This is a genomic window from Alloiococcus sp. CFN-8, from assembly GCF_049943125.1.
Taxonomy (GTDB): Bacteria; Bacillota; Clostridia; order Clostridiales; family Clostridiaceae; genus JAEXZL01.
This window is the reverse complement of record NZ_CP188040.1, coordinates 1,381,771-1,395,900: the sequence shown is the minus strand read 5'-3', so window position 1 is coordinate 1,395,900 and position 14,130 is coordinate 1,381,771. Positions and strand designations below refer to the sequence as shown.

The following is a 14,130-nucleotide window of genomic DNA, read 5'->3' as shown; positions in this document are numbered from 1 at the left end:
AGGATGTATTGAAAAGCTGCATAAGCTTTTCAATACATCCTCAATTATCTAATATATTATGCTAGATAGGATCTCATCATCCAAAGGTTCTTATGGAACTCTGCAGCATAGCCAGTGAACATATCTGCAGTTACAGGATCCTGTGCTTCTTCAGCAAGAGCGATAAGCTTTAAGGTATCTTGATACATAACTTCAAAATCTTCATAAACTTCTTTTACGGAAGCTTCTACAGCTATTGGTGCACTTTCTCTTTCCTTAAGAGTAGCAAGTGCCATGTATTCCTTCATGGAAGCAGCAGGTCTTTCTCCTATAATAAGTATTCTTTCAGCTACTTCATCAAGAGTTTCAGTTACATGATCATATAAGGTTTCATAGGTAGCATGAAGCTGGAAGAAGCCCTTACCTTGGATATTCCAATGATAGTTGTGAAGCTTTACATATAGTAAATTTAAGTTAGCAAGATAAACATTCATTTCTTTAATTAAGTTTTCATTTTTCATATTAATAATCACTCCTTTAAAATTATTCTAAAATTGTATTGGTTACAATATAATAATAATTCTTATATAGTAGTTTGTCAATAGATAATTATAAAAAAAATGAATACATTACATTATTTGTATTGTATTCATTATAAATTACATTTATTATTTTTTCAAACAATTTGCACATTTGCCGATGAAATGAACATACTGCTCTTGAATTTGAAAGCCCTCTAGCTCTTTTACAAATATATTGTTAAAGTTTATTGGAATATCATAAAGAGTTTTACATTCTGTGCACTTAAAATGGGCATGATCCTCGGGGTTATATATATCATATCGTGCTTCATTACCTTCTATAGTAATTACTTCAACCAGCTTTTTCTCAACAAAAAGATTTAAGGTATTATACACCGTAGTCTTAGAAAGGGTTGGTATTTTTTCTATTAAGGCCTCATATATTTGACTCACCGTAGGATGATTATGATTATTTACTATATATTCGAAAATTTTGCTTCTCTGATAGGAAGGATTGACTCCGTTGTCCCTCAGATAACTGTCTACGTTATCTATTTTCATATCCATCATCCTTTCTTAATTTTACAGCTCCAGACAGCGTTAGTTTGCTCTTATGCAAGTAATTTATAATTACTTATAGTTAGCATATTGTATTAAATTAATTATATTGTTACCATTATAAATTTGCAAGAGTTTTTATCTAATATTAATTATTGTTAGCTTGACTAAAAAATATTAAAATGTTAAAATATACACGAAATTTAATATATTAGTTAAATTTTAAACTTTGGTGTAAGTGTTTAAGGAGGTATTATTAATGAAATCACTAAAAGGTACAAAAACTGCAGAAAATCTATTGAAATCCTTTGCTGGGGAATCACAGGCTAGAACGAGATATACTTATTATTCTAGCGTGGCAAAGAAGGAAGGCTATCTGCAGATTGCTGAAATATTCATGGAAACTGCTGAACAGGAAAAGGAACACGCCAAGAGGTTTTTTAAATTCTTAAAGAATGATTATAATGGAGAGGCTATAGAAATTACGGCTTCCTATCCTGTAGCTTTATTTGAGGACACTGCTTCTAATCTGAAGGCTGCTGCTATGGGAGAAAATGAAGAGTGGACAGAGATGTATCCTGAGTTTGCAAAGGTTGCTAGGGAGGAAGGCTTCCCAGAGGTTGCTGCTGCCTTTGATAATATTTCTAAGGTTGAGTATGAGCATGAAAAAAGATATCTTGCTCTTTTAAATAATATAAATTCAGAAGTGGTATGGAAGAGAGAAGAGAAGGTTCTTTGGCAGTGTAGAAACTGTGGCTTTATAGTTGAAGCTTTTGCTGCACCTGAAAAGTGTCCAGCCTGCTTACATCCTAAGAGCTACTTCCAGATTGCTGCAAGAAACTATTAGAATATAGAATATTTATAAGGACTGAGAAGGTACAGTAGTACAACCTCAGTTCTTTTAATTTATAGTTAAATATCATCATTTTACCCTAGTACTACTTTCTTTTTATTGGATATTGTACTATCATTGTTAATAAATGAGAGTTTGTTTTATAAAAAGGAGGAGCCATGTATGTTAAATTATTTATTGATATTCTTTGCTAAGATTTTAGAGGTTACTCTGATGACCCTTAGGACTGTGCTGATGACCAGAGGTGAAAGAGTTTATGGTGCTATTATTGGAGTTTTTGAAGTGACTATATGGCTTTTTTTGATGAGTACTGTTTTGGTTGGAATTCAGGAGGATCCTATTAGAATGGTATTTTATGCTCTGGGCTTTGGTGTAGGTATACTTCTGGGAACTACTATAGAAGAAAAGCTTGCATTAGGACTTGTAACCATAAATGTAATTGTTCCTGAGTCGGAAGCAGGACGATTAGCTTCTCTTTTAAAGGAAGAGAATATAGGGATGACTGTTATGGGTGCAGAAGGTTATAAGGAGCCTAAGAAGATATTCCTTCTCCATGCAAAAAGAAAGAGAAAGAATGCTATTATAAAGCTTCTTCATAAGAGCGAAATAAATACAGTTATATCAATAAGCGATACAAAAACTATCTACGGTGGATATGGTATAAGAAAATAAATAGAGTAGTGGAGAAATAAGATTTTATGGAAAATGAAGTGAAAAATAATAGTATATATGATCAGGTAGTAGATCAGATTAAAGAGTTGATATTTGAAAGATCCATAAAAAAGGGAGACAAGCTTCCCACGGAGAGGGCACTGGCAGAGCAGCTTAAGGTAAGCAGGACCTCCGTTCGAGAAGCTCTGAGAGCTCTGGAGATTATTGGACTCATAGAAAGTCGACAGGGAGCAGGAAATTATATAAAAAGTGATTTTCAGGGAGGTTTGTTTCAACCATTATCAACAATGTTTATCTTAAATGAAGGTAAGACAAGAGATATAATGGAATTTAGAGAGATGCTGGAGATTCAGATGGTAACTCTGGCCGCAGAAAGAGCTGTGGAACAGGATATAAGAGAGCTCCGGGAGATATTAAAGGAATTAAAGGAATCAGATGAGGAGTGGGAAAGTACCTGGTTGGACAAGCAATTTCATTATAAGATAGCTATGGCGTCGGATAATATCCTTATAATAAACATACTGCAGGTATTATCTCAGCTCATAGATGAGTTTATTATGGATGCTAGAAAATCAATTTTTGAAGCGGAGCATACCTGGAGCAATTTAATAATTCATCATGAAAGAATTTTAAAAGCTATTGAAAATAAAGACGTAGATGGTGCTTATAAAGCCATGAAGGCACATTTCGATTTAATAAGAGAGCATTTTAAGGAGCTTTAACAAATTGCCTTAATGGGAAAACCTCATGAGGCTCTTTGTAATGTTCTGATTAATCAGAAATAACTTCCCTGAAGCCCTTGAAATACAAAATGAAGTAAATTACAATTAACTAAAAACCTAGGAGGAAATATATGAATCCCATAGCCTTTGAAATCTTTGGACTACCTATAAGGTGGTATGGAATATTAATAGCATCAGGCATGCTTATCGCACTTGTGGTAGCATGGTTTAATTGCAGGATCAAAAACATTAGCTTTGATAGCTTTTTAGATACTTTTCTATTTTCTTTAGTACCAGGAGTTATCGGAGCTAGACTTTATTATGTAATCTTTGAATTTGATAATTACAAGGACGACCTATTATCTATATTTAATATTAGAGAAGGTGGACTTGCTATCCATGGAGGAGTAATCTTTGGAGTAGGAGCGGCCTATATATATTGCAGGTTCAAGAAAATTAGCTTTGCAGACATGGTTGATATAGCAGCCCCCTCTTTTATCATAGCCCAGGCCATAGGAAGATGGGGAAACTTCATGAATGGAGAAGCCCATGGAGGTCCAGTAACTGAGGAATTCATAAGCATGTTTCCAGAATTTATTCAAAAGGGAATGTACATAGAGGGCACTTACTATCACCCAACCTTTTTATACGAATCCCTGTGGAATCTCGTAGTGTTTGCAATATTACTTATCATTCTTTATAAGAGACAAGAGCACCGCAAAGGAATAGTGATGTTTTCCTACATGGTTTTATACTCCTTAGGAAGATTCTTCATAGAAGGTCTAAGAACTGATAGCCTAATGATCATGGGCCTCAGAACTGCTCAGCTAGTGAGCATAGCAGGAATAGTAATAGGAGTTATTGGTATAATAGTTCTCATAAGAAAAAGAAGGACATGGTTCAGTTAATGTTGGTGACAGGCACATGAGTTATGACTTATTGATAAAAAACGGCACTCTTAATGGTGCCGTTTTTTTATACGATAATTCAATAATAGTTCAATTATAAATGAGGAAAAATGATATAAAATATAGTTATATAGAAAGGTGGGATATTTATGGAAAAAGTCAGGCTTAGAGCAGGGGCATTAATTATAAAGGATGATGAGGTGCTTCTGTCTCGCTTTAAAAATGAAGCCACAGGAAAACCTCATTATAATCTTCCTGCTGGAGGAGCTGAGAGTAGTGAAACTCTCAAGGAAGCAGCTATAAGAGAAGCAAAAGAAGAGGTATGTGTAGATATAGAGGTAGGACCCATTGCCTTTGTTTATGAATATCAGCCTACAAAAAGCAGCTATATCTATGGAGATACTCACTGGGTGGACATAACCTTCCACTGCAGCCTGAAGGAAGGTTCAATTCCTAAAATGCCTGAAAAACCTGACCCCAGCCAGACTGGTGTGGAGTGGATTCCTATAGAGAAGCTTAAAGATATAGAGATGTATCCAGCTATAGCTGAAGAAATAATCAGCTATCATAAAGGGAAGCCTTTTAAAAATTACATAGAAGAGCATGAGATTCAGGTGAAAAAGAAATCTCTATAATATTTAAAATACGGTTTGCTCTAAAGCAGTACCGTATTTTTTTATAATAAAAAGGAGCAGCTTTTATGAAATAACTTTTAAATCCTTTCCCTTCGGACATAATAAAAAAGAAAAATGCTATATACTAATACATAATGATGAAAGCCTAAGCTAGGAGGTAATAACTATGACTACTGCCCACGGAAGCCCTAATAAGTTGATAAATGAAAAGTCTCCATATCTTCTGCAGCACGCCTATAATCCAGTGGATTGGTATCCCTGGGGAGAGGAAGCTTTTGAAAAGGCAAAGAGGGAAAATAAGCCGATTTTCTTAAGTATAGGTTACAGCACTTGCCATTGGTGCCATATTTTGGAAAAAGAGTCTTTTGAAGATAAAGAAACTGCAGAATTTATGAATAAGTTTTTTGTGTCTATCAAAGTAGATAGAGAAGAAAGACCGGACATTGATAGTATATATATGACTGTATGTCAGGCCTTTACAGGACAGGGTGGCTGGCCTCTCAGTATATTTATGACCCCCGAACAGAAACCTTTTTATGCTGGTACATACTTTCCTAAGAAGGCTAGATATGGACTTCCTAGCTTTATGGATATCCTTGCAGTTATTGCTCATAGATGGGATAAGGAAGAGATCATGCTCAGAAGCACCAGTGATAAGGTAATGGAGGATTTAGACAAATTTTTCGTAGCAAAGGCTCAAGAGGTGCCTCTTAAGATGGATGTACTGAAGATGGGCTACAGAGAGCTACAAGAAAGCTTTGATGAAACCTACGGTGGCTTTGGAAAAGAGCCTAAGTTCCCTACAGGCCATAGACTTATGTTTCTACTTAGATATTATGCCCTTACAAAAGAGGAGAAGGCACTTCATATCGTAGAGAAGACTCTCCAGCAGATGTATAGAGGAGGAATCTTTGATCATATAGGAGGAGGTTTTTCTCGATATTCTGTAGATAAAAAGTGGTTAGTACCACATTTTGAAAAAATGCTCTATGACAATGCCCTGCTCATAACAGTTTATCTAGAAGCCTATGAGATTACTAAGAAGGATTTATATAAGAGAGTTGCTGAAGATGCAATTGGCTATGTATTTAATTCTCTTAAAGCTCCTCAAGGAGGCTTTTATTGTGCCGAGGATGCTGATACAGAAGGAGAAGAAGGGAAGTATTATCTCTTTACTCCTGATGAGTTGATTGACCTTTTAGGAGAAGAGAAGGGCAGTTTCTTTAATCAGTACTACGACATCACTGAAAAAGGAAACTTTGAAGGAAGGAATATACCTAATCTCCTTAAGAATGAGGCTTATGATGAGAGTTCAGAAGAGATAAATAGACTTAAAGAAAAAATACAGGAATATCGAAGCAATAGATTTAAGCTCCACAAAGATGATAAGCTCCTTACCTCCTGGAATGGTCTTATGATAGCAGCTCTAGGTAAAGCTTACAGGGTTTTAGGAGATGAAGTATATCTGAAGGAAGCTTCTAAGGCTGTAGACTTTATATTTAATAATATGGTTGATGAGGAAGGTGGCTTGTTAGCTAGATATAGAGAAGGAGAGGCCAGGTTTAATGGCTATCTAGAAGACTATGCCTTTTTAACCCATGGACTTATAGAGCTTTATGAAGCTTCCTTTGAAATAGATTATTTAGAAAAAGCCCTAAGGCTTACAGATAAAATGATAGAGGACTTCAAGGATACAAAAGGCGGAGGCTATTATCTATACAGTAATAAGGGAGAAAATCTCATAGCAAGACCTAAGGAGCTCTATGATGGAGCAATGCCTTCCGGAAACTCTGTAGCTGCCTATAATCTTATACGCCTAGCAAGGCTTACAGGGAGAGAGGAGTTAGAAGCAGAGGCCGATGAGCAGCTATCCTACATTACTGGTGCAAAGGAAGGCTATGAAATGAACTATACCTTCTATCTTGTAGCCGCAGCCTTTGCCCTCAGTGAGCCCTTAGACCTGGTGGCTGTTATCAAGTCTTCACAGGATAAGACACAGCTATTAGAGTTTTTAAGAGAAAAATCACCCTTTAATCTTTTGACCATTGTAAAGGATCAGGAAAATAGTAAAGAGCTTGAGAAGCTTGCTCCTTTTACTGCGGATTATGCTTCCTTAGAGGAAACTGCTGCATATTATTTGTGCAGGAATAGAGTGTGTAGTCTGCCTGTGAGCAGCATAGAGGATTTAACCTTGTAGGATGTCTTTGATTTCCATAAGAATATTTTAGTTAAATAAATTTACCCATTGCTTATACCTTGAATATAAGCAATGGGCTTTTTATTTTACTATCTCACTAAACCCCTATACTACTTTCCTTAGCGTTATTCCGTGTATTCTTACGAACTAAAATTAAAACAACTAATAAGCCTATAATGGTAATAACAGTGGTAGTGATATATATTGAATTGATAGCAGTATTTATTGAGTCAGCATTGGCATCAAAGATTACTCCTGATATTGCTGCTGAAAACAAAGTGGCAAGAGAGTTAACAAAGGTTACAAGAGCTGTACCAATGCCTAAGTTTTTAGGTGATAAGGTTCCTTGAGCTGCAGGGGTGATAGAAACGGCACGGAAGCTTTCGGCAATACCTGTAAGTGTAATAGCTCCAATATAGATAGCTATAGAAGTTGTGCTGGTAGTAAAGCTAAGGGGCATGAAGCAGAGGATAACCATGATCATGGCGATAGCCATGGCTTTCCATGAATTATCCTTCTTTTTAGCCACCCAAATTCCCGCAAAAGCAGGTAAAATCATTGTCACTATTGTTCGTGGTAATTGAAGAGCTCCTGAAGCTGTAGTAGAAGCATTTAAAACTTCCTGTACTGCTAGAGGTGCATAAACATTCATTGTATTTTGATAGAAGTATGCTATGAAGCCGACTAATAAAAGAGTGGTATAGGGCTTGCTTGAAAATAACTGTACTGGGATAATAGGCTCTGCTGCTTTCTTTTCTATTTTAATAAGGCAATATATAGAGATAACTGCAATTACAAAGCCACCAAGAATATAAGGATTAGTCCATCCTATTTTACCCCCATAATTCATCGCAAGAAGGAAGGAAGTGAGAACAATAGCCAGAGCTATTATCCCTGGGAAATCAATACTTACCTTATCCTGTCTTACCTTATTTGGCATATTAAGGCCAATAAGCACAACTCCTATTATAAGAGGGATAACAGGAAACATAATAGCAAGATTCAGGTAGCCCATATCGGTTAACGCACCGGCTATAATGCTGCCAACAAAACCGCCTATGGCAATAGAGCTTGATAACAAACCCATGGCTTTTGGAACATCCTTAGCTTCGTTTATTTCACGAGCAATAATATATGGAGCAGCAGTGTATGCCCCTTGAGCTGCACCAAGAATTAAACGCAGTATCATAAAAGGAACGACGCTCTTTACTATACCTAGTCCAAGACCACATACTGTAGCAATAATCCCTGAAACGATTACAATTCTTCTGCGACCAAATAAATCCCCGAGCTTTCCTCCTATTGGAGTCATTATTGAAAGTCCAAGAGAGGCAAAAATAGTTAGTAGAGAAAAATAATTCATAGCATTCATTTTTGTAAGAATAGGTCCCTGTAAAACGCTTAAGCTGAGGCCTAACATTGCAACGGAGAGCATCATGCATATACAGCCTATCTGGACTGCTAGCTTTTTGCCTTTAGGTAGAGGTATTGCCACTGAAGTAGCGGAAGCTTGTTCTTTTGACATAATATAATTCCCCCTAATTAATATAAGATTTTTAATTTCTCCCAAAGAATTTTACATTCCCTTAATCTTCATTAGTTTATTACCTTTTTATACAAGGCTAATTATTAAAGCTTCTCTCTAGTATTAATCTTTATGAGACTTTAACCATTGAGTAGCTGAATGTGCTAAAGCTGCAGCACCAAAAGGAAGAACATCCTCATTGAATCTTACATTTGGAGTATGGGCTTGATAGTTTATCTCATCATTAGGGAAGCCAGCAGCAAGATACATATATGCTCCAGGAACACGGTTTAAAATTTCAGCAAAGTCGTCAGAAGCACTGGCTTGTATCTTTGGATATCCCATAAGTCCTTCTAATGGCAGCTCCTGCATATACTTTACTATTTCATTTGTAAATTCGGGATTACATATCAGCGGAGGCACTTCTGAAATCATTTCCACCTCAGCGGTCCCTCTATAGGTTTCGGCGGTAAGCTTTGAAACCTCCTTCATTCTTTTTACAAGCTGTTCTCTAGTTTTTGTAGAGGCAGTTCGGATTGTCCCCTGAAGTATAGCAGTCTCAGGAATAATATTAGGAGCTGTACCGGCATTGAAGCTTCCTATAGTCAGCACACAAGTATCCGTTGGATCAACCTCTCTGGCTATTAATTCCTGAAGTCCAATATATATATGAGCTGCAATATTAATTGAATCTATGGAATATTGAGGATATGCACCATGAGCCCCTATTCCCTTTACGGTAATTTTAAATCCGTCATTAGAAAACATCATGGTATTTTCGCTGTTATACATATAGATTCCTACAGGCATTTTTCCAGCACCTACATGATAGCCAAGAGCAGCATCAACCTTTGGATTTTCCAGTATCCCTGCTTTTATTGCAGCCTTAGATCCTTGAAAAACCTCCTCACCTGCCTGGAATAAAAGCTTAACAGTACCTTCTATATTTTCTTCATTTTCCTTAAGCATCTTAGCGGCTCCAAGAAGCATAGAGGTGTGTAAATCATGACCGCAGGCGTGGCAGTATCCGTTTGTAGAGGCAAAATCCAGACCACTGTCCTCTTTCATAGGCAGGGCATCCATATCTGCCCTAAGTAAAATTACTTTACCATTACCTTTTCCCACGGAAGCTGTAATAGTTGATTCACATATTTTCTTTGGTTCATAGCCCATTTCTTTTAAGGTGCTCATAACAAATTCCGTTGTCTTAGGGAGGTTCATTTCTATCTCAGGGTTTTTATGAAAATAACGTCTGAATGAAATTAGTTCCGTCTTTAGTTTTTGTGCTCTCTCTAAATAGTTCACATTCAAGCCCTCCAATCATCTATTTATTAGTTCTCTGTATAAGCTTTTAATGGTCTAATTTATACTTTTAAATATATTTATGGAACATTAAAAGAATATACCATAATTTAATTTTATGACAATTAATGGAAAGTGTCTATAATAAAATTGTAAAAAATAGAATATTTAGAAATATATTTTATTTTAGGTATTTTTAGAATATAAATGTTGATTTATGGAATAGCATCCTCTACAATAAATAGCGGGAGGATATAGAATATGAGAACAAAAATAGCAGTTATTACAACTAGTTATCTTCGTGAATTTATTGAAAAAGTTCTAAATGAAATAAACATGGATTGTGATTTTAAAGTAATAGAATATAAAAATTTTAAAAATATCTCAGAGACTTATTATTCCTTAGAAGATGAAGTGGATGGATACATGGTAAGTGGTAATGTTGCTCATTCCACAATAGATAAAACTATTAATAAGCATAAAAAGCCGATGATGTGGTTTGGAACAGACTTGCTTAGTTTGTACCGCATTTTTATTGGTCTTTTTTTAGATAATAGAAATATGGATATTAATAGAGTAATTATGGACTTTCTTATTCCTATCCGTGAGAACCCAACGTGTACAGAAATACTAGAAAATAAAAATTTAGACTCAGTGAAAAGAGATTTAAAAAGGTGGAGAAAGAATTCTAGTGTTGATACTTTGTATACTATTGAGAAGGATATATCAGAAAAGATAATTAAACTATGGAAGGACAAAAAAATTGATCTTGTGATATGTACATATAGTAGCATTGTACCTATTCTAAAGGAAAACAATATTTCTTACATTTTTGCCAAGCCAGAGGCTGAGCATATTAAAGAAACCGTAAGCCGATTATTAGCTAGCATTAAATTAAATAAAATGAGAGAAAATATTCCTGTGGTAATTTCTGTGAGTCAAAAGGGTGAGAGAAATATTGAGGATTCTGACTTAGATACAGTGTCACTACAAAAATGCCTGCTGGACTTTAACAAGGAAAATGTCGCTGATTTTCTGGTACAGAGGAGCAATGATGGCTTTGATATCTATACCAGTTTACGTGTTACAAATATAATTACTAATTTCCTTGAAGGCTGTAAGCTTAGTCTATATCTTGAGGAGCATCTACCTTTTAAAGTATCTATAGGTTATGGCATAGGAAATAATATTGTAGAAGCAAAAAACAATGCTGCTGAAGCTAAAAAAGAAGCTCTTTTGATGGGTGGAACCTTTATAATGGATGAGAAGTATAATCTCATTGGACCTTTAAATACAGAGCATTCTCTTGTAATAAGGAGTGATGTTTCTCCTGAAATACAGGAAATTGCGGAAAAGTCCAGGTTGTCTACTTTGACTATTCAGAAGTTAGCTTCTATTTTAAAGATGATGGGTACCGATCTTTTGACAACAAATGATTTGGCAGCAAAGCTTAATGCTACAGTAAGAAATGCTAATCGTATCTTGAGTAATCTGGAGAGAGGCGGATATGCAGTGGTATTATACAATAAAGCATCAAGCTCTAAGGGAAGGCCAACAAAGATATATAAGATTACGTTACCCTTTAACAGTAAATAAAATAAATTTAGTTTTAAAGCGATTAATGGCTATGGATAAAGCTATTAATCGCTTTTATATTTTATTGATATCTTAGATTTTTCTATGGCTATAGAGGTTAACTGTGAAGCTTTTATGAAACAAATGGAATTTATAAAATCCTATTAATGCTAAGGATACTTGAATATTATTAGGAAATACTAAAGTAGATTAAACTATAAGGAGGAGATTCTATGTCTTTAATTGGCAAAGAAATAGGTGATTTTAATGTTAAGGCTTATCATGATAATTCCTTTAAGGATGTTAGCAAAAAAGATGTTTTAGGTAAGTGGTCAGTATTTTTCTTTTATCCTGCAGACTTTACCTTTGTTTGTCCTACAGAGCTAGAGGATCTAGCGGATAAGTATTCGGAATTTAAGAATATTAATTGTGAAATTTATTCTGTATCAACAGACACTCATTTTGTCCATAAAGCCTGGCATGATGCTTCTAAAACTATAAAGAAGCTTCAATATCCAATGCTGGCAGATCCTACTCATGTACTATCCAGAGACTTTGAGGTTCTAATAGAAAGTGATGGTCTTGCAGAGAGGGGAACCTTTGTGGTAAATCCTGAAGGTAAGATTGTTGTCTATGAGGTCAATGCAGGAAATATAGGAAGAAATGCCGAGGAGCTTTTAAGAAAGGTTCAAGCAGCTCAATTTGTTGCTGAGCATGGAGATGAGGTATGCCCTGCCAAGTGGAAGCCAGGAGCTGAAACCTTAAAGCCTAGCTTAGACTTAGTGGGACTTCTATAGTTCTTACTAGAGAAACACAAATGAAAATATAATTTAACTAAAACCCTTCTGTTATTTTTAATGGAAGGGTTTAGGAGGTTTATATGGAACAGCTATATGATGTGATTATATTAGGTGGAGGTCCTGCAGGACTTACAGCGGCGGTTTATGCAGCTAGGGCAAAGCTCAGGGCTTTAGTAATAGAGAAGGGAAATATAGGAGGACAGATTACCATTACTGAAGAGGTGGTAAACTATCCAGGAGTTTTGAGAACCAGTGGTAATGCATTGACACAGGTTATAAAAAATCAGGCTATAGCCTTTGGAGCGGAGATTTTATCTGCTGAAGTATTAGAAGTAGAATTAGAGGGAGATTATAAGGAAGTAAAAACCACCCGTGGAGATTATAGGTCACTTTCAGTTATAGCTGCTACAGGAGCTAGTCCTAGAAAGCTTGGATTCCCGGGAGAAAAGGAATTTCAGGGAAGAGGCGTGGCCTACTGCGCAACCTGTGATGGACAATTTTTTACCGGCCTCGATGTCTTTGTCATAGGAGGGGGATTTGCTGCAGCGGAAGAAGCTATGTTTTTAACCAGATATGCCAGAAGGGTTAGAGTTATTGTCAGAGAGCCTGACTTTACCTGTGCCAAAACCATAGCAGATAAGGTAAAGGCTCATGAAGGAATAGATATATACTTTAATACGGAGATAGTGGAGATTGGAGGCAAGAATACCTTAGAGTTTGCCTGCTTTATAAATAATGAAACGGGAGAAACCTGGGAATACACTCCACCAAATCCTAAGGAAACCTTCGGAGTATTTGTCTTTGCGGGCTATGTACCTGCAACAGAACTTTTTAGAGATAAGCTTTCTCTGGATAAGATGGGCTATATAATCACCGATGAGAACCAGAAGACCTCGGTAAAGGGAGTTTATGGCGCTGGGGATGTCTGTGTTAAGAATCTAAGACAGGTGGTAACAGCCGTTGCCGATGGTGCAATAGCTGCTGTTGACTTAGAAAAATATATAGGAGAAAAGTATAGAGAGCTAGGCCTTGAAAGAAAACAGCTAGAAGAAAGAAATCAGAAGCACAGTAAGATTCCTGAAGGCTCGGGCTCTGAAGTCCAAAAGCTAACTCAAGAGGATACCCCAGGAGGTACCTTTATAACCTCTGAAATGGCAGCACAGCTTAAGCCTATTTTTGGAAAGTTCCAAAAGTCTATTAAACTGATAACCATATTGGATGATAAAGCTATATCAAAAGAGCTCAAAGAGTTTTTAAAAGAGCTGGAGCCTCTTAGTGATAAGCTCACTCTTCAGTTTATTAATTCAGGCACTACTGAAGCAGAAAAGTACAGCTCCATAGCCAAGGATTATCCAGCCTTGATGCTTTTTACGGAAGAGGATGAATATTTAAGAGTTCAATACCATGGAGTGCCAGGAGGTCATGAATTCAATTCCTTTATTCTTGCCCTTTATAATAGTGCAGGTCCTGGCCAACCGCTAGATGAAGCTGTGAGAGATTCTGTTATGTCTATTAATAAGGAAGTTCATCTCAGGGTATTTATGTCCCTTGCTTGTACTATGTGCCCAGAGTTGGTTATGGCTGCTCAAAGAATAGCTCTATTGAATTCTAAAGTAAAGATGGAGGTATTTGATTTAGCCCATTATCCTGAATACAAGGAAAAGTATACTATAATGAGTGTGCCGTGTTTTGTTATTAATGATGAAGCCGTGCATTTTGGAAAGAAGAGTATAGAACAGCTAGCTCAGCTTTTACAGCAGGCTTAAATTAATTCTGATGGCTGCTGATAAAAATAATAACAGCAGCCATTACAAATAATAATAATTATTTCCTGGAAAATATTATTGACATAATACCCTATGGGGTATACAATGTGGTTAACA

At 36.1% G+C, this 14,130-nt stretch carries 13 protein-coding genes; 9 read left to right on the top strand and 4 right to left on the bottom strand.

What is annotated here, in order from left to right; genetic code table 11:
* Nucleotides 1–56: 56 nt before the first annotated feature.
* Nucleotides 57–500: a Dps family protein gene (locus ACPWSR_RS06210; RefSeq protein WP_426350828.1), complete on the bottom strand. Its 444-nt coding sequence runs from the start codon at nt 498–500 to the stop codon at nt 57–59.
* Between the two features lie 147 nt (nt 501–647).
* Nucleotides 648–1,061 carry a Fur family transcriptional regulator gene (locus tag ACPWSR_RS06205; protein WP_426350827.1) on the bottom strand — a complete coding sequence of 138 codons (414 nt, stop codon included), beginning with the start codon at nt 1,059–1,061 and terminating at the stop codon, nt 648–650.
* 256 nt (nt 1,062–1,317) lie between these two features.
* Between ACPWSR_RS06205 and rbr the strand changes: the two genes are divergently transcribed.
* The 6 genes from rbr to ACPWSR_RS06175 all read left to right on the top strand — a co-directional run bounded on the left by rbr (nt 1,318) and on the right by ACPWSR_RS06175 (nt 7,045).
* Nucleotides 1,318–1,905: a rubrerythrin gene (rbr, locus tag ACPWSR_RS06200; RefSeq protein ID WP_426350826.1), complete on the top strand. Its 588-nt coding sequence runs from the start codon at nt 1,318–1,320 to the stop codon at nt 1,903–1,905.
* Between the two features lie 168 nt (nt 1,906–2,073).
* The gene (locus ACPWSR_RS06195; protein ID WP_426350825.1) at nt 2,074–2,583 is read left to right on the top strand and encodes a DUF2179 domain-containing protein; all 510 of its coding nucleotides are present in this window, start codon (nt 2,074–2,076) and stop codon (nt 2,581–2,583) included.
* Between the two features lie 26 nt (nt 2,584–2,609).
* Nucleotides 2,610–3,305: a FadR/GntR family transcriptional regulator gene (locus ACPWSR_RS06190; protein WP_426350824.1), complete on the top strand. Its 696-nt coding sequence runs from the start codon at nt 2,610–2,612 to the stop codon at nt 3,303–3,305.
* Nucleotides 3,306–3,436: 131 nt separating this feature from the next.
* Nucleotides 3,437–4,213 carry a prolipoprotein diacylglyceryl transferase gene (gene lgt, locus ACPWSR_RS06185; RefSeq protein ID WP_426350823.1) on the top strand — a complete coding sequence of 259 codons (777 nt, stop codon included), beginning with the start codon at nt 3,437–3,439 and terminating at the stop codon, nt 4,211–4,213.
* A gap of 149 nt (nt 4,214–4,362) precedes the next feature.
* Nucleotides 4,363–4,848: an NUDIX domain-containing protein gene (locus tag ACPWSR_RS06180; RefSeq protein ID WP_426350822.1), complete on the top strand. Its 486-nt coding sequence runs from the start codon at nt 4,363–4,365 to the stop codon at nt 4,846–4,848.
* 166 nt (nt 4,849–5,014) lie between these two features.
* The gene (locus ACPWSR_RS06175; protein ID WP_426350821.1) at nt 5,015–7,045 is read left to right on the top strand and encodes a thioredoxin domain-containing protein; all 2,031 of its coding nucleotides are present in this window, start codon (nt 5,015–5,017) and stop codon (nt 7,043–7,045) included.
* Between the two features lie 97 nt (nt 7,046–7,142).
* Here the strand turns inward: ACPWSR_RS06175 and ACPWSR_RS06170 are convergent, their stop codons facing one another.
* Both ACPWSR_RS06170 and ACPWSR_RS06165 read right to left on the bottom strand, forming a co-directional pair.
* Nucleotides 7,143–8,570 (bottom strand): MFS transporter, encoded by a 1,428-nt coding sequence (locus tag ACPWSR_RS06170; RefSeq protein ID WP_426350820.1) that lies wholly within the window; start codon nt 8,568–8,570, stop codon nt 7,143–7,145.
* Between the two features lie 123 nt (nt 8,571–8,693).
* On the bottom strand, nt 8,694–9,875 hold the full coding sequence (locus ACPWSR_RS06165; RefSeq protein WP_426350819.1) for a M20 family metallopeptidase: 1,182 nt from the start codon (nt 9,873–9,875) through the stop codon (nt 8,694–8,696).
* 258 nt (nt 9,876–10,133) lie between these two features.
* On the opposite strand from ACPWSR_RS06165, the gene ACPWSR_RS06160 reads away from it, so the two are divergent.
* The 3 genes from ACPWSR_RS06160 to ACPWSR_RS06150 all read left to right on the top strand — a co-directional run bounded on the left by ACPWSR_RS06160 (nt 10,134) and on the right by ACPWSR_RS06150 (nt 14,013).
* Nucleotides 10,134–11,468, top strand: coding sequence for a hypothetical protein (locus ACPWSR_RS06160; protein WP_426350818.1), 1,335 nt, complete (start codon nt 10,134–10,136; stop codon nt 11,466–11,468).
* Between the two features lie 212 nt (nt 11,469–11,680).
* The gene (gene ahpC / locus ACPWSR_RS06155; RefSeq protein ID WP_426350817.1) at nt 11,681–12,244 is read left to right on the top strand and encodes an alkyl hydroperoxide reductase subunit C; all 564 of its coding nucleotides are present in this window, start codon (nt 11,681–11,683) and stop codon (nt 12,242–12,244) included.
* Nucleotides 12,245–12,327: 83 nt separating this feature from the next.
* Entirely contained in the window at nt 12,328–14,013 is a 1,686-nt protein-coding gene (locus tag ACPWSR_RS06150; protein ID WP_426350816.1) for an FAD-dependent oxidoreductase, read from the top strand.
* Nucleotides 14,014–14,130 lie beyond the last annotated feature (117 nt).